The organism is Flavobacterium hauense (genome assembly GCF_054457175.1).
This window is the reverse complement of the sequence record NZ_JBTKVX010000009.1, coordinates 59409-75981: the sequence shown is the minus strand read 5'-3', so window position 1 is coordinate 75981 and position 16573 is coordinate 59409. Positions and strand designations below refer to the sequence as shown.

13 protein-coding genes are annotated in these 16573 nt (G+C 41.3%); 9 read left to right on the top strand and 4 right to left on the bottom strand.

The features are described 5' to 3' along the window. The first annotated feature begins 40 nt into the window (after window positions 1-40). Entirely contained in the window at window positions 41-808 is a 768-nt protein-coding gene (locus tag ACX0HA_RS08305) for a class I SAM-dependent methyltransferase (protein WP_458844803.1), read from the top strand. A gap of 145 nt (window positions 809-953) precedes the next feature. Further along, entirely contained in the window at window positions 954-1709 is a 756-nt protein-coding gene (locus ACX0HA_RS08300) for a hypothetical protein (RefSeq protein WP_458844802.1), read from the top strand. Between the two features lie 104 nt (window positions 1710-1813). Here the strand turns inward: ACX0HA_RS08300 and ACX0HA_RS08295 are convergent, their stop codons facing one another. Continuing rightward, window positions 1814-4621: a M16 family metallopeptidase gene (locus ACX0HA_RS08295; protein ID WP_458844801.1), complete on the bottom strand. Its 2808-nt coding sequence runs from the start codon at window positions 4619-4621 to the stop codon at window positions 1814-1816. A 173-nt stretch (window positions 4622-4794) separates the two neighbouring features. Here ACX0HA_RS08295 and ACX0HA_RS08290 point away from each other — a divergent pair, with 173 nt between their 5' ends. The 3 genes from ACX0HA_RS08290 to pruA all read left to right on the top strand — a co-directional run bounded on the left by ACX0HA_RS08290 (window position 4795) and on the right by pruA (window position 8297). Further along, window positions 4795-6063 (top strand): type IX secretion system plug protein, encoded by a 1269-nt coding sequence (locus ACX0HA_RS08290; RefSeq protein ID WP_458844800.1) that lies wholly within the window; start codon window positions 4795-4797, stop codon window positions 6061-6063. A 111-nt stretch (window positions 6064-6174) separates the two neighbouring features. After that, window positions 6175-6561, top strand: coding sequence for a Co2+/Mg2+ efflux protein ApaG (gene apaG, locus ACX0HA_RS08285; protein ID WP_458844799.1), 387 nt, complete (start codon window positions 6175-6177; stop codon window positions 6559-6561). Between the two features lie 110 nt (window positions 6562-6671). Then, window positions 6672-8297, top strand: coding sequence for an L-glutamate gamma-semialdehyde dehydrogenase (gene pruA / locus ACX0HA_RS08280; protein ID WP_458844798.1), 1626 nt, complete (start codon window positions 6672-6674; stop codon window positions 8295-8297). A gap of 46 nt (window positions 8298-8343) precedes the next feature. Here pruA and ACX0HA_RS08275 read toward each other — a convergent pair whose 3' ends face one another. Continuing rightward, window positions 8344-9444, bottom strand: coding sequence for a pyridoxal phosphate-dependent aminotransferase (locus tag ACX0HA_RS08275; RefSeq protein ID WP_458844797.1), 1101 nt, complete (start codon window positions 9442-9444; stop codon window positions 8344-8346). Window positions 9445-9533: 89 nt separating this feature from the next. Further along, window positions 9534-10163 (bottom strand): 16S rRNA (guanine(527)-N(7))-methyltransferase RsmG, encoded by a 630-nt coding sequence (gene rsmG / locus ACX0HA_RS08270; RefSeq protein ID WP_458844796.1) that lies wholly within the window; start codon window positions 10161-10163, stop codon window positions 9534-9536. 110 nt (window positions 10164-10273) lie between these two features. On the opposite strand from rsmG, the gene ACX0HA_RS08265 reads away from it, so the two are divergent. The 3 genes from ACX0HA_RS08265 to purT all read left to right on the top strand — a co-directional run bounded on the left by ACX0HA_RS08265 (window position 10274) and on the right by purT (window position 13859). Beyond that, window positions 10274-11368, top strand: a complete 1095-nt coding sequence (locus ACX0HA_RS08265; RefSeq protein WP_458844795.1) for a fatty acid desaturase family protein — start codon at window positions 10274-10276, stop codon at window positions 11366-11368. A 34-nt stretch (window positions 11369-11402) separates the two neighbouring features. After that, on the top strand, window positions 11403-12590 hold the full coding sequence (locus ACX0HA_RS08260) for a pyridoxal phosphate-dependent aminotransferase (RefSeq protein WP_458844794.1): 1188 nt from the start codon (window positions 11403-11405) through the stop codon (window positions 12588-12590). Between the two features lie 102 nt (window positions 12591-12692). After that, on the top strand, window positions 12693-13859 hold the full coding sequence (gene purT / locus ACX0HA_RS08255; RefSeq protein WP_458844793.1) for a formate-dependent phosphoribosylglycinamide formyltransferase: 1167 nt from the start codon (window positions 12693-12695) through the stop codon (window positions 13857-13859). Window positions 13860-14020: 161 nt separating this feature from the next. On the opposite strand, the gene ACX0HA_RS08250 is transcribed toward purT, so the two are convergent. Beyond that, entirely contained in the window at window positions 14021-15655 is a 1635-nt protein-coding gene (locus ACX0HA_RS08250; RefSeq protein ID WP_458844792.1) for a hypothetical protein, read from the bottom strand. A gap of 243 nt (window positions 15656-15898) precedes the next feature. Between ACX0HA_RS08250 and ACX0HA_RS08245 the strand changes: the two genes are divergently transcribed. Then, window positions 15899-16573, top strand: coding sequence for a response regulator transcription factor (locus ACX0HA_RS08245; protein ID WP_458844791.1), 675 nt, complete (start codon window positions 15899-15901; stop codon window positions 16571-16573).

Here is a 16573-nt window from a genome sequence, read left to right as displayed (position 1 = left end):
TGTCTTTGCGCCTTCTTTGCGAATCTTTGCGAAACAAATAATGAAAAAACTCTTTAAATTCATACTCAATACCATTCCGCGTCCTTTACTGATAAGGCTTAGCTATGTTGCACGCCCTATCTTGGCCGCTGCCTTAAAAGGCGACAGGTACACCGATCCTATCGACGGCAAGAGCTTCAAAAACTTCCTTCCTTATGGATACGGCCATCAGCGTAATAATGTACTGGCACCGGGAACGCTTTCGTTAGAAAGACACCGCCTGCTTTGGCTATACCTGAACAATGAGACCGATTTTTTTACTGCACCTAAAAAAGTATTGCACTTTGCACCGGAACAGGCTTTTTACAAACTTTTCCGTAACCAGAAAAATCTGGATTATACCACAACCGATCTTTATTCCCCCCTTGCGGATGTGAAGGCCGACATATGTAACCTGCCGTTTGAAGACAATGCTTATGATCTTATACTATGTAACCATGTATTGGAACATATCCCTGATGACACTAAAGCAATGCAGGAATTATACCGCGTGCTGAAACCCGGAGGCATGGGCATATTCCAGATTCCGCAGGATCTTAGCCGCGAAACTACTTTTGAAGATGACAGCATTACCGACCCAAAAGAGCGTGCACGCATTTTTGGACAATATGACCACGTAAGAGTATACGGCCGTGATTATTTCGATAAACTGAGAAGCATCGGTTTCCGCGTAATTGAAGAGGACTATACCAAAAAATTATCTCCGGAAGATGTAGAACGCTACTGCCTGGCAAAAGGCGAGATCATACCTGTTTGTTATAAAGACTAAACTTTACGATTACAGCATAAACAAAAACCCCTGATATATTTCTGTATCAGGGGTTTTCTTTTGTATTGATCTTGTAAGAGTTGGCCTTTTATACTAATATCTGAACTAAGACGTTCTTACTATTCAAACCTTTACAACAACCTAAATGAAAAACCTCTTCATCACTGCACTAACACTTTTATTTTTGACTGCATGCCACAACGACGACGATGCGGCAAAAACTTCGGGATTATTACCCAAATCAGGGTCTGATATTTTTGAGGATGGCGAAACCATTCTGGCAGATTTTGAGTTTGATGGTAAAAAGCTTAAACGGATTACCTGGAATGATGATTCGTATGAAACATATGAGTATGAAAACGGTAAAATAAAATATGCCAATCAGTATATTGAAGGCGATTTAGTGATTAAAAAAACTTTTGAATACGACGGCGATAAACTTTTAAGAGTTACTGCAGATGATCTGGATGTATTAGAACGTGAGGTCGTTAAATACACCTACAATAATAACAATACGGTAAGCATTGAAGAATATGGTCAGGACTTAGAGGAAGAAGGTGAAATTCCTGAGTTATATGCAACAGGAGTGATTACACTTACTAATGGAAACATAACTAAGTTTGTACGCACCTATGCTGCAAACAATGCAACTGAAACCTATACTTACACCTTCGATGATAAAAAAGGTCCTTACACCAATGTAGAGGGATTTGATATTATGAAATTATCGGAATGCGAAGGTGGTGTAAACAACTACACCGGCTTTACCGTTGCCAGCGAAGACACAAATTTCACAACCACATATACCAATACTTATAACACAGAAGGCTATATTACAAAGGCTGTAGGAAACACATCAGGAAGCATTACAACAAGCACTTACGATTATTTTCAAAACTAGAATAATTTAATTACCTTTATAAAAGGTAATTATTAAATTCATAGAAAACCCCTGCTATTGTTTAGCAGGGGTTTTCTTTTTAACCTCTATAGTAAAATGAAATATTAACTTTTCTCCGGCATAAGCACACCAATGATCTTTTCTTTGGTAAGGTACTTTTTAGCCACATCCTGTATTTCTTTAGCCGTAAGCGCATTTACCTTTTCTTCAAGCGTAAGGATGTCTTCCGGGTTTTCGCCCTGAGAATAAGAACTTCTGAAATTACTTGCCCATGTACGGTTTTCTTTAATGTTCTTTTTATAATCAAGCAGTTCACCTTCTTTATATTTGGCAAGGTCTTTAGCATCAGGTCCATTCTGGATTATCTTCTGAACTTCAGCAAGCGCCGACTCCGTAAGCTTATCTGCATTTTCAGGCCCACAAGGGAAAGAAATCGTGAAACGGTAGGAACCATAAGGTACTTTACCAAGGCCTCCGCTGGCATTCACTCCATATACTCCGCTTTCTTTTTCCCTAAGCTGCTCTACAAGCTTTATGGTCAGGATTTCACCCAAGGCCTGCATAGCAAGATCTTCTTTAGGGCTGTATTTGGTCTCACCACGGAAGCGTATCAATACCTTGCTCTTAGGCTCAGTACCTTTATAGATAACCTTTTTATGTTCGCCTTTCATTGAACGAATGCCAAGGTCGACTATTTTCTCTCTTTTTTCGGTAGCAGGAAGTGAAGCGATATATTTTGCAGAGAAATCTTCTATCGCTTTGTCATCAATATTACCTACAAAGAAAAACTGGAAATCTCCTGCATTGGCAAAACGTTCTTTGTATTTGTTATAAGCAAGCTGATAATCAGTATTTGTCCAGTCTTCATCAGAAGGATACATTGGTGTAAACCTAGGATTTTCTTTACCTGTGAACTTCATCAGCTCATTAGTAAAATACGAATCGGGATTTGACCCCATATTAGCAAACATTGATTTTGTCTTTTTCTCATAGCCTGCATAGGCATCTTTATCAAAATTCAGGTCGGTAAAATAGGCATGTATCATCTGGAACAGATATTCCATATCTTTAGGCGTAGTGCTGCCTCTTAAACCTTCAGTCTCATCATAAATGTAAGGCCTTACATTTGCGATCTTGCCTGTCATGAATTTATTGATATCATTTACTTTAAGCCCAGAGAAGCCTGCATCCGACAATCCTGAATCTGCCCAATTGGTTTTTTTGTACTCATCAGTAGTATACAGATTGGTTCCTCCAAGGCTTACCGCCTCCAGCAAAACCTCATCATTCTTAAAATCGGTCTTTTTATAAGTCACCTTTGCACCATTGGAAAGCGTCAGCGTAGTTGTGCCAAGCTTAGCATTCGTTTCTTTTTTGGTAACCTTGCCGGGTTTAACCTCTTTTCTCAACAGGCTTGTAGCGATTACACCTTCATCATAAGGCTTAAGGTTGTCCGGTTTTGCATTAAGCACGGCAAGCACTTCCTGTTCTGTAGGTTGTTTCACCCCGTCCTTTTCAGGACCAGTAAGTACAACTACACGGTTATCGTCTTTAATATAGTTATTGATGAGTGTATTAATATCGTTTAGATTTATTTCAGGAAGGACCTTCTTCATAAAGTCGTAGGTCCACTCAATTCCCGGAGCCGGTTCTTTATCCAGAAAGTTAGCCTGGTACTGCCCAACAAAAGCTGAAGAATTCATTTTATCCTTCTCTTTGAAGCTGCGCTCCATGCTTGTAAGGAAATCTATTTTTGCTCTGTCAAGCTCTCCCTGTGAGAATCCATATTTCTTAACGCGGTTATTTTCGTCAACCAGGGTTTTTAGCGCTTCAAGCTGCTTACCATCCTGTGCCATTGCAACTGATTGGTAGGCTTCTTTAGTCCTGGCCATAGTACCTCCGTGCGAACTAAAGCCATAGGTAAATGGAGGTGTAGGCGTATTGGTAAGTTCGCGTAGCCTTTTATTAAGCATAACCGAATACAGACGCTCTGTTAAACGTTTCTTATAATCATTAAGGGTTACTACCGGCTTAGCCTCATCATAATCTTTATAGATTATTTCTACCTGGCTGGCCGAAGCTTCCTTATCGCTCTCTACCGCAACAAAGGTTTCTTTGTGGTTTGGCAGGTCGTATAATTTTCTTGGACGCTCATTCTTCGGATTTTCATAAGACGCAAAATGTGCCTGAATTTTTTTCTCCATCTCGGCAACATCAATATCACCAACAACAATTACCGCCATAAGGTCCGGACGGTACCAGTCTTTGTAGAATTTTTTGATCTTTTCGTATTTGAAGTTTTCAAGTATCGCTTTCTGCCCGATAGGAAAACGGTTTACATAATGCGATTGATACATTACTTTAGGCATAAAACGTTTTTCCATCCTGTTATCAGCATCAAGGCCAAGACGGTACTCTTCAAGCACTACTCCCCTTTCCTTATCGATCTCCTCGGGAGAAAGGATTGTATTGAAGGCCCAGTCTTCAATAATCTCAAAACCTTTTTCGAGTTTAGCTGGGTCATCGCTTGGTATCGGCAGGAAGTAAACCGTTTCATCAAAGCTGGTGTAGGCATTTAAGTGCTGCCCGAATTTCACCCCAATGCTTTGCAGGTAATCTACCAGCTCATTTTTAGGAAAACGCTTTGTCCCGTTAAAGCACATGTGCTCCATAAAGTGGGCAAGTCCCTGCTGGTCGTCATCTTCAAGTATCGAACCCGCATTGATTACAAGCCTTAGGTCTACTTTGTTTTCCGGTTTTGCATTTTTTCTGATGTAGTAGGTAAGTCCGTTCTTGAGTTTTCCTGTTTTAACGTTAGGATCTAACGGAATAGGGTCAGTACCCCTGAAGTCCTGTGCAACGCCTGTAAGTGGCACTGCCATTAGGAACATCCATAGTTTTAGATTTTTCATTTAATAATTGGTTTATAGTTTTGGTTGCATAAATAACTCGAAAAATACAATAATATTATGATTTTTAATAGTTAAAAACCTATAAACAGTTTGGCCTGCTTATTGATACAACAAAAATGTCAGATACAATATATATTAGTATCTTTACGTTCACGATTAAAACCAAATCACAAATGACAAATGTCTTAAACAGGCTTATTGCCTTCGTTTTTATCTCATTTTTCACAACATCTTCTTTTGCTCAGGTACAGGAGGAAATTGCTCCTCCCTACAATATTAAAACGGCTTCTTTTATGAAAGACGGCCAGAATGTTTTTCCTTTTTTCAGGCTGAATGAGCCTTTCACATTTGTTTTTGATGATCTTTTTGGCAACGAGGCTAACTATTACTACAGCATACAACACTGTAATTATGACTGGACGCCTTCGAACATGTTAAGCGTAAATGATTACATCCGCGGGTTCGACACGCAGCGCATTCAAACCTACGCCAACTCATTTAACACACTGCAGATCTATTCACGATACACACTGCCTTTCCCTAATAAATTCACCACCCTGCTGCTTAGCGGAAATTATATCTTAAAAATACTTAACGATGAACGCGAAGTGGTATTTACCCGAAGATTCGTTTTGTATGAAGAGCAGGTAGCCGTACCTATACAGGTAAAGAGAACAAGGGATATGACTACTAATCTTGAAAAACATAATCTTGACTTTTCCATAAGGAGTAAAGCCATATTGTTCCAGAGCCCACTACAAAATGTAAAAATAGCCTTGTTTCAAAATGGCCGTTTTGATAACGCCATGTATAATATTAAGCCACAATATACCATTGCCAACGATCTTATCTATAAATATGACAAGGAAACGCAATTTTGGGCAGGTAACGAATACATGTACTTTGAGAATAAAGACATTCGTAATGCCGTGAACAATGTTGTACGCATAACAGCCGGCGAAATTTACAATACCATATTATATACAAACGAGGCAAGGGGATCTAAAGTTTATACCTATTACCCTGATATTAATGGTAATTTCCAGACCAGGAACATTAACCTGAGCGTTACCGACCCAATGCTGGAGTCAGATTATACATGGGTATTCTTCAGTCTGAGTGCACCTGCTTTTTATGAGAAAAAAGACATCTATGTAGGCGGTATGTTTAATGATTATGCCAAAACACCGGAGTATAAAATGGATTACAATGCAAAGTCGGGCCTGTATGAAAAAGCCATCATGATAAAACAGGGCTTTAATAACTACATGTACATTACCGCAGATAAAAATGGTAAGGTAGATGGCGAGCATGCTGTAGATGGCAATTTTTACCAAACTGAAAACGAATATAATATACTTGTATACTATAGAGAGAACAATGACCGTTATGATAGGGTGATTGGCATAGGCAGCGCCAACTCAACCAATATTATCAATTAAGAATCAATTAGTTAAATATTACTTACTGATAATTTAATGTTTGAAATTTAGTTCATAATGTATTAAATTTGTATTTTTGAACAGGATTGAGAACCCCTAAACAGGTTTAGCATGGTAACACAGATAACAAGAGGCATAAAAATATCGGTATCTACTAATTTTGAAGGCACATACTTTAAAAATTACAGGATACAGTTCGCTTTTAGCTATGAGATAACCATAGAGAACCAAAGCAAAGACTCCGTACAGCTTAACACCCGCCATTGGGAAATCTACGATTCCCTTAACGACATCGAAACCGTAGATGGTGAAGGCGTGATAGGCAAAAAACCCGTACTTAAGCCCGGCGAAAGCCACACCTACAGTTCTGGCTGCCTTCTGGCGTCGCCATTTGGTGCAATGCGTGGTTATTTCAACATGATCAACTTTACTACCACACGCTCGTTCAGGGTAATGGTACCTACTTTCAGACTGAGCGCGCCATTTGCAATAAACTAACATTATAATCAGCAGATTGGCTTTTTTCCTGTATTATTTGCAAATACAGGATGGATAATTTATTGTACATTTGCAATACTTTAATTTAATCCTTTAAATTACATTACACTATGCCAAAAGGAATTTATAATGTACCAAAAGCCATTAACGAACCTGTTAAGGCTTACGCTCCGGGATCAGCAGACAGAGAGCAGGTACTTGCCGCTTTTAAAGAAATGTACAACACCACAACTGATGTACCTTTATACATAGGAAGCGAAGAAGTTCGTACCGGAAAAACAAGAACCATCAATCCGCCGTTTAACCACAAAAAAGTGGTTGGTGTTTTTCATGATGCCGAAAAAGAGCATGTAGAAAAAGCTATCGCTGCCGCACTTGCCGCTAAGAAGAAATGGGCTGCCCTATCGTGGGAACACAGAGCCTCTATCTTCCTTAAGGCTGCCGATCTTTTAGCCGGTCCTTACCGTGCAAAGATTAATGCTGCAACCATGATAGGCCAGGCAAAAACAATACACCAGGCAGAAATTGACGCTGCATGTGAGTTCATCGACTTCTTACGTTACAACGTAGAGTTCATGACTCAGATATATGCTGAGCAGCCGGTATCGTCTGAAGGTATATGGAACAGGATGGAACACCGCCCACTGGAAGGATTCATCTATGCCATCACTCCTTTCAACTTTACAGCTATCGCAGGTAACCTTCCATCAGCTCCTGCTATGTTAGGAAACGTTGTGGTTTGGAAACCGAGCGCAACGCAAATGCTTAGTGCTAATGTGATCATGGAAGTATTCAAGCTTGCAGGATTACCTGATGGTGTTATCAACATGATCAACGGAAGCGCAGGAATGGTTACTGATACTATCGTTTCAAGCCCTGACTTCGCAGGTGTTCACTTTACAGGATCAACAGGTGTATTCAACGACATTTGGGGTGCTATCGGTAAAAACATCAGCAAATACAAAACATACCCACGAATAGTAGGTGAAACAGGAGGTAAAGATTTCGTTCTTGCTCACCCATCATCTATCCCTGCACAGGTTGCAACTGCCCTTTCAAGAGGTGCATTTGAATACCAGGGGCAAAAATGTTCGGCAGCTTCAAGAGCTTACATACCTCAGTCTATATGGCCAGCAGTAAAAGAGCAGATGGCTAAAGACCTTGCTTCTTTCAAAATGGGCGCTACAGATGACACTACAAACTTTGTATCTGCGGTGATCACTGAAGGTTCATTCGACAAGCTTGCTAAAGCTATCGATGCTGCCAAAGCTTCTAACGAGGCAGAAGTAGTTATTGGTGGTGGTTATGACAAATCGGTGGGATGGTTTATCGAGCCTACGGTTATCGTTACAACAAACCCTAAATATGACACTATGGAAACAGAGCTTTTTGGCCCTGTACTTACAGTATATGTTTACGAAGATGCTAAGTGGGCAGAAACACTTAAGCTTGTAGACGAAACTTCTCCTTATGCACTAACGGGAGCTATCTTTAGCCAAGACCGTTATGCTATCGAAGAGGCTACTAAAGCGCTTGAGAATGCTGCAGGTAACTTCTACATCAACGACAAACCGACAGGTGCTGTTGTAGGACAACAGCCATTTGGTGGTGCAAGAGCATCAGGCACTAACGACAAAGCAGGTTCAATACTGAACTTACTGCGTTGGGTATCGCCAAGAACGATCAAAGAGACATTCGTTCCGCCAACAGATTACAGGTATCCGTTCTTAGGATAATTAATATACAATCAACTAAAGGCTTCCAATCGGAAGCCTTTTTTATTTAAGATATAGCCTTGATAAGCTTTTGCATATCTTCCATTGTACCGATAGTAATGCGGGACCATTTTCCGTCTTCTTCAAAAATAGCGGTACCTTCTATATTGTTACTTTCAAGCAGTTTAAAGAAATCTTTTTTATAATTTGCCAATGAAAAATACAGAAAGTTAGTAAACGAAGGAATGCAGCTGATGCCTAATTTTTCAAATTCACGGATAGTATATTGTTTTGCCGCTTCGTTTAATGTTCTTGTTTTCGTAACGAATGACACATCATCGAGCGCTGCCATTGCTCCTGCTCCCGATACTGCACTTATGCCTCCGCGAACGTAAGCCTGCATCTTGTCCATCTCCACAATTGTATCGGTATGTGCCAGGGCATAGCCAACACGCGCTCCTGCCAGTCCGTATATTTTTGAGAAGGTCCTTGCCACAATGATATTCTTATTTTCTTTTACCAAAGTCGCCATAGACACCTCATCGGTAAACTCAATATATGCCTCATCAACCAATACGATTGCCTTACGCGATACCTCTTTTACAAAACGTATAAGATCTTCCGTTTTGCAAATCGTCCCTGTAGGATTATTAGGATTACAAATGTACACCAGTTTCGTATCAGCACGCACGGCTTTAAGCATGGCATCAAGGTCATTCTTCTTGTTACGGGTAAGCGGCACCACAATTTTTTCGGCGCCCAATTGCATTGCAGCGTTTGTCCAGTAACTAAACGTAGTATCAGAAACAACAATACTTCCTTTAGCTTTTGCGGCAAGCCTTCCGGCAATATCCAGTATCTCCATAGAGCCGGCACTCAACAGTACATTTTCTTCGGTAAGGTCATTCTTTTTTGCGATGGCAGCAGCAAGCTTTTCCGTCTGGCTCCAGGCGTAACGGTTACTATTATTTACAGCAGCAACCATAGCAGAACGCGAAGCCACTGGTGGCCCATAGGGATTCTCATTAGAGCTTAACCTTATTGTAGTCTCTTCTATAATATCTGCAAAACCTATATCCTTAAAAGCAAACCCCTCAAGTGGCGCAAGGCTTAGACCCAAAGCCGCCAATCCTGTTCTTTTGAACCAGTCCCTTCTACTGTTATTCATAATCTGATTATTTAGATTAAGGTATAAGTAGCTGTAATACAGAATTTGTTACACAAAAAAAAAGAGCTGCACAAGGCAGCTCTTTCTATTTACACTTTATATTTCATCGCAAGGTGAACCACTTTTTTCGTTTCAAAGAATTCATCTTCAAAATAATCCGAAAGATTAAATAGTGTCACTTTCTGAAACACTTCAAGCTCTTCGGTCAGGTCACCACCTTTTAGGTATAATATTCCATTGGGCAGGTCGTGATTTTGTTCTTTTTTAATTTTGCCTCTCACCCACACCACAAAATCGGGCATATTGGTTACAGCACGGCTTACGATAAAGTCGAAATCCTTAGTTACGGTCTCAGCCCTTTTTTGTTCAGCTTTTACATTCTTCAATCCAAGGCCATTGGCTACTTCCTGAACAACTTTTATTTTTTTAGCGATAACATCAATCAGGTAAAAATTGGTCTCAGGAAATAAAATAGCTAGAGGTATACCTGGAAATCCTCCTCCGGTACCCACGTCCATCACGTGTGCTCCCGGCTTAAACTCCATCACTTTGGCAATACCAAGCGAATGCAAGACATGGCGTGTGTAAAGCTCCTCGATATCCTTTCTCGAAATCACATTTATTTTAGCATTCCATTCGGTATATAATTCTTCCAGTTTAGCAAATTGTGCCATCTGAGTTTCCGAAAGGTTAGGAAAATGCTTAAGTATCTCCTGCATCTTTTAAATTTTCAACAAAAGTAATCATTTCTGAGATGAAATTTAGTATCATTTTTTGCGTTTACTTTTCATTAATAACTACCTTTGAAACCCTAGATTATAAACTTGTTATGCACATAAATCCACCAATATTCTCTAAAAACGATTCTTTAAAATTCTTCCGTACACTGAATAAGCGTGTAAACGATTACTTTAAAGATAACAATATCAAAAAAACCGGAAACTGGAAACTTCACCTTAAGGCTGTTATCATGTTTTCGCTGTTGCTTACCCCTTACTTTGTAATCCTTACTTTAGACATGCCGCTTTGGGCACAGCTATTGCTATCGGTGGTTATGGGCATTGGGATGGCAGGCATTGGGATGAACGTAATGCACGATGGTAACCACGGCTCGTATTCTGATAAATCATGGCTTAACAAGTTCATGGGCGGGAGCCTATACCTGCTTGCCGGAAACGTAAACAACTGGCAGGTTCAGCACAATGTGCTGCACCATACGTATACCAACATCCACGGGCATGATGAAGATCTTGATGCAGGGCGTGTCATCCGATTTACACAGGAGGCAAAATGGATGAAAATGCATAAATTCCAGCATTATTACTCTATTTTCCTTTACGGATTACTGACTTTCAACTGGGCTATCACTACCGATATCAAACAAATGAGGCGCTATATCAAAAGAGGCCTTTCGTATGGTAAATTCCAAAGTCCGATCAAACAATGGACAGTTTTGGTTATCACCAAAATAATCTATGTGCTTATCTGGATTGTTACTCCAATACTTTTGGGTATCGTTTGGTGGGAAGTACTAATTGGCTTTTTCGTGATGCATTATACTGCAGGACTTATTTTGAGCGTAGTATTCCAGCTGGCTCACGTTGTCGAAGAAACTTCAAACCCAATTCCTGACGAAAACGGTGAATTGGAGAATACCTGGGCAATACACCAACTGTATACCACTGCTAACTTTGCGCCTAAGAACAGGATCATAAACTGGTTTACCGGTGGCCTTAACCACCAGATTGAGCATCATATATTCCCTAACATCAGCCATATTCACTATGGCAAGATTGCCGAGATCGTAAAGCAGACTGCCAAAGAGCACAACCTGCCCTACCACGAATTCAAAACAATGAGTGGCGCTGTTGCAGCACACTTCAGGCACCTGAAAGAACTGGGAATGAAACCCGCACTGAATTAATTAAAGAACATAAATCCAAAAACATCTTTTAGTAATGAATCCGCTTTCTGACAGAATTAACAACCTATCTGTATCGCAAACCCTAGCCATGGCTGCCAAAGCCAGAGAACTTAAAGCTCAGGGTAAAGACATCATCAGCCTTAGCCTTGGCGAGCCTGACTTCAACACTCCTGACTTTATTAAGGAGGCTGCGATAAAAGCCATACACGAAAACTACAGCACATACAGCCCCGTAGACGGGTATGCCGAACTTAAAGATGCTATCTGCCGTAAATTCAAAAGAGATAACAACCTTGATTACAAACCGGCAAACATCGTGGTTTCTACAGGTGCAAAGCAGTCACTTTATAACGTATGCCAGGTAATGCTTAATCCGGGTGATGAGTGTATCCTTCCGGCGCCATACTGGGTAAGCTACTCAGAGATGGTTAAGATGGCAGAAGCTAATCCTGTTGAAGTGCCAACTACGATAGAAAACGATTTCAAAATAACTCCTGAACAGCTTGAAGCGGCGATCACGCCTAAGACTAAGCTTATCATGTTCAGCTCTCCATGCAACCCAAGCGGTTCTGTATACAACGTAGAAGAGCTTACGGCTATCGCGAAAGTATTGGAGAAATACCCTAACATCTATGTGGTATCTGATGAGATCTATGAGCATATCAACTTCTCAGGAACTTTCTGCAGTATTGCTACCATCCCGGGAATGTTTGACAGAACTGTTACCGTAAACGGTGTTGCTAAAGCATTTGCCATGACAGGATGGAGGATCGGTTATATCGGAGCTCCTGAATTCATCGCAAAAGCATGTACGAAAATGCAGGGACAGGTAACCAGCGGCGCCAACAGTATTGCACAGCGTGCTACGATTACTGCTGTAGATGCCGACCCAAGTGTACTTAAAGACATGGTAAAAGCATTCCATAGCCGAAGAGACCTTGTGGTAGGACTGCTAAAAGAAATTCCCGGCGTTAAGATCAACGTTCCTGAAGGGGCTTTTTATGTATTCCCTGATGTATCGTCATTCTTTGGTAAAACACTTAACGGTGTTGACATCAAAAATGCCGATGACCTTTCTATGTACCTGTTGGAATATGCCAATGTAGCAACGGTAACAGGAGATGCGTTTGGTAACCCAGACTGCATCCGTTTCTCTTACGCGACAAGCGAAGACATCCTGACGGAAGCACTACGAAGAATAAAAGAAGCTTTAGCTTATTAATACAGAGTCCCTCCACAGCGAGGGACTTTTTTTATAAACTTTTGTACATTTGAGCCGCCGCCGAACCGGCAACCGGCAACCATCAACAAACAACAATAGAAAATGCAAAAAAAGATAGTACTATTAGGATCAGGAGAACTTGGTAAAGAATTTGTTATCGCTGCACAACGCATCGGCCAGACAGTTATTGCCGTAGACAGCTATGCAGGCGCACCTGCCATGCAGGTTGCCGATGGCTTCGAAGTGATTAACATGCTTGACGGTACCGCACTTGATGCCATCGTTGCCAAACACAATCCTGACTTTATAGTTCCCGAAATAGAAGCCATCCGTACCGAGCGTTTTTACGATTACGAGAAACAAGGCATTAAAGTAGTGCCATCGGCTAAAGCGGCCAATTTTACCATGAACCGTAAGGCCATCCGTGACCTTGCAGCCAAAGACCTTGGCCTTCGCACAGCCAATTACCGTTATGCAACATCGGGCGAACAGCTGGCTAAGGCTGTAGCTGAAGTAGGTATGCCATGTGTGGTTAAGCCATTGATGTCATCTTCGGGTAAAGGCCAGTCGACCATCAAAACACAGGACGATATTGAAAAAGCATGGAAATATGCCGTTGAAGGTTCGCGTGGTGACGTTGTAGAAGTTATTGTGGAAGCTTTTGTGAATTTCAATTCTGAAATTACACTGCTTACCGTAACACAGAACAACAACCCTACCCTTTTCTGTGCCCCGATAGGCCACAGGCAGGAACGTGGTGACTACCAGGAAAGCTGGCAGCCGGCTAATGTTACTGATAAGGACATTGCCGAAGCACAGGATATGGCACGCAAAGTGACCGAAGCCCTTGGCGGAGCCGGTATCTTTGGTGTTGAGTTCTTCCTTACGGATGAAGGCGTATACTTCTCTGAACTTTCACCTCGTCCGCACGACACCGGAATGGTAACCCTTGCCGGCACACAGAACTTTAACGAATTCGAACTGCATCTGCGTGCGATACTTAGCCTGCCAATCGCAGAGATAACACTGGAAAGAGCCGGAGCAAGCGCTGTAATGCTGGCTTCTGAAAATAGTGACAAACCAACTTTTACAGGTGTTGAGGCTATTGCTGCCCTTCCTAAAACCGACTTCAGATTATTCGGAAAACCTACGTCACGCCCTTACCGTCGTATGGGTGTAGCTTTGGTTAGCGACGCTGTTGGCACGCCAATAGAAGGAATTGTCGAGAAAGCAAAAGCTGCTGCTGCATTAGTGAAGATACATGCGTAAGCAAAAAACATATAGACATGAAAAAAGCCGCAGTTAATTGCGGCTTTTTTTGTTTTATATAGAATCTGTGCTCTTATTTTATACCTACAAGGTCTTTGAGACCTTGCAGGAATCTAACTCCCGCACTCAACCTGCAAGGTTTTCAAAACCTTGTAGGTTTATTATTTTTTATTCACCCCAAGCTTAAGGTTATCAAAAGACGAAACATCAATTACCTCTTCATTATCTGTATCAAAAGATATGTTCACGCTGTCGCCTACTATAGTTACAGGCAGTTCGTTAGACAATTGTGACGAACCGATAAATATCTTATGGTTGCCATTTACCGTAAAGTAATAGAAACTGTTTCCGTTCTTGATATCGCTTTGTATACGTGTCACTACCGTTTTCAGGCTGGTACGGGTATCTTTAGAATCAGGGTTAATGCGGTTGCCCGCCATGTTGTACACGTTTTTGAACGACATCAGCGTTTCGCGCATGGTATTACCCACACCTACAATAGTATAGTCGCCAATGGCTACCATGGCATACATCTTAACCAGTCCGCCACCGTCTTTAAGCGTCATTACATAGGTTGGAATACCATTTATGGTATACGGTACAGGCAGCGAAGCGTTATAGCCTTTCTCCTGGACTTTACCTTCGGCAGAACTTTGCGCTGCATACTCGGTAGCACCGCTCTGGTGGTAAATCGTAGTTTCTTTAGTTCTTGTATCAACAAGCACAAAGCCTACCGCTGATTCTTCCTTACCTACTGACGATACTCCTGTGTACCAGTAAGAACGGCCGTCCTCGCCATAAACAAGCGTAAGGTCTTCGGTAATCATAAGTTTATCCGTATTTGCCCAGTTCCAGTATCCGTGGATGTATTCACCCCAGTCACTCAGCTGGTCAATCACGAAAGAAATCGGCTGGATCCTGTCTACCCATTTAGGAGCATCGGCAATGCAGTAATCGCTGATCTCACCCGTTTGGGCATCAATAAGTATCACACCCATGGCATCATTACCCGAGAAGCCAACTTCTTTACGGTATTTGGTCGCTACCCAGAAAGGTTTTCCGTTATCGTCGATCTCAAAATTAAAATCGGCTAATCCGGTTGACATATAGCCGTTGAAGTATGCATGACGCTCTATCTCGCTGCCAAAAAAGGCTGCCGGCTGGTATTTTATCTTCAGGTCTTTACCTCCAAGGTTTTGCACCAGCTTTACATCACGCTCATTGGTCGCCGATACCATTACATAACCTTCGGTACCTTCACGGTTATTTAGCCATTTGAAGAATCCCGAGTGCTGCAACGGAGCAACCCAATATAATTCCTCTCCCACTTTCTGTATAAAGAACTCTCCAAGCTCCGACTTACTACCCAAAGCAGGGTCTGAGCCCAATATCTTTTCACCAAGCAGGTGGGCAAGGTCCTCATCGACCACCCTCACCTTGTTTATGGCAATAGGTGCAATGTGATTCGTCATCTTGTCACCCGCTTTTACCTTACCTATCATGGCACGATAATCATCACTCCTGAACATTGGTGCACTGGTAAGCAGTGGCAACAATACAATATAAACAACCAGCAGAAACGCAACAGCGAATCCCACTTTTTGCAGTTTTGTAAACTGAATGCTTACCTTTTTGTTCTTTGTGATTACATCAACGGTTAAGAAACTAAAGGCAAGAACAAGGAATAACAGGATTACTGCAAATCCTGTGAATCCATAACTGATTACGGGCAGGTTTAAATAGAACAATAAAAATCCAACTAAGAGCAATACAATGACTACTACCGGCTTTCTCATTTTTTTAAATTGTTTTTGGTTTATACTATTTGTACGTAAAACCAATCAAAATGTTACATCGTATATGCATATATATTTTTCAGATTATACGTTTAGCAAAATTTAAGCGTCTAATTAGCGATTCTGTAATTTCAGGGCTTGTTATTGCATATTTGATAATCGGTGATTTTTATTGAGCGTATATGTGCATTTAGCAAAACTTTTGGAATTGAATTCTTATTTTTGCATAAGCCCTCATCATACATGAAAATACTATTAGTAGAAGACGAACCCAACTTGCTGTCCATTCTAAGGAAAGGACTTGCCGAAAAAAACTTTGACGTTAGCGCCGCACTCGATGGCACTACTGCCATGGCTATGCTGGAATCGAATACTTTTGATGTGATCGTGCTCGATGTAATGCTCCCGGATATTAATGGCATAGAAATTTGCCGGAGGCTGCGCGCCGCCGGAAACTTTGTCCCTGTACTGATGCTTACAGCACTTGACAGCAGTGAGAATATTGTAACAGGACTTAATGCCGGTGCCGACGACTATATGGCAAAACCTTTTAAATTTGGCGAGCTTGAAGCGCGCATCAATGCCCTGGCAAGGCGCGCACAGCAGGACCATCGCCCGCCGGAGATCATTACCATAGATGATCTGGAGATAGACCGCCTGGCCAAGACCGTAAAACGCGGTAACGATACTATTTTGCTCACTGCAAAAGAATTCAGGTTGCTGTATTACCTGGCAAAAAATTCGGGAATGATATTGTCCCGCGAAAAGATACTGGACAACGTGTGGAACATTAATTTTGACATGAATACCAACGTTGTTGATGTTTACATTAACTATCTCCGAAAAAAAATAGACAAACCCTATAATACAAAACTGATCCATACCATAAAAGGACTGGGTTATGTGATAAAACCGTAA

What these genes read in the sequence shown, in the direction of transcription:
- ACX0HA_RS08275 (WP_458844797.1), bottom strand. Translation starts at nt 9,444, where the DNA reads ATGAATAACAGTAGAAGGGACTGGTTCAAAAGAACAGGATTGGCGGCT.
- ACX0HA_RS08305 (WP_458844803.1), top strand. Translation starts at nt 41, where the DNA reads ATGAAAAAACTCTTTAAATTCATACTCAATACCATTCCGCGTCCTTTA.
- apaG (WP_458844799.1), top strand. Translation starts at nt 6,175, where the DNA reads ATGGTAACACAGATAACAAGAGGCATAAAAATATCGGTATCTACTAAT.
- ACX0HA_RS08300 (WP_458844802.1), top strand. Translation starts at nt 954, where the DNA reads ATGAAAAACCTCTTCATCACTGCACTAACACTTTTATTTTTGACTGCA.
- ACX0HA_RS08260 (WP_458844794.1), top strand. Translation starts at nt 11,403, where the DNA reads ATGAATCCGCTTTCTGACAGAATTAACAACCTATCTGTATCGCAAACC.
- ACX0HA_RS08250 (WP_458844792.1), bottom strand. Translation starts at nt 15,655, where the DNA reads ATGAGAAAGCCGGTAGTAGTCATTGTATTGCTCTTAGTTGGATTTTTA.
- ACX0HA_RS08265 (WP_458844795.1), top strand. Translation starts at nt 10,274, where the DNA reads ATGCACATAAATCCACCAATATTCTCTAAAAACGATTCTTTAAAATTC.
- rsmG (WP_458844796.1), bottom strand. Translation starts at nt 10,163, where the DNA reads ATGCAGGAGATACTTAAGCATTTTCCTAACCTTTCGGAAACTCAGATG.
- ACX0HA_RS08290 (WP_458844800.1), top strand. Translation starts at nt 4,795, where the DNA reads ATGACAAATGTCTTAAACAGGCTTATTGCCTTCGTTTTTATCTCATTT.
- ACX0HA_RS08295 (WP_458844801.1), bottom strand. Translation starts at nt 4,621, where the DNA reads ATGAAAAATCTAAAACTATGGATGTTCCTAATGGCAGTGCCACTTACA.
- ACX0HA_RS08245 (WP_458844791.1), top strand. Translation starts at nt 15,899, where the DNA reads ATGAAAATACTATTAGTAGAAGACGAACCCAACTTGCTGTCCATTCTA.
- purT (WP_458844793.1), top strand. Translation starts at nt 12,693, where the DNA reads ATGCAAAAAAAGATAGTACTATTAGGATCAGGAGAACTTGGTAAAGAA.
- pruA (WP_458844798.1), top strand. Translation starts at nt 6,672, where the DNA reads ATGCCAAAAGGAATTTATAATGTACCAAAAGCCATTAACGAACCTGTT.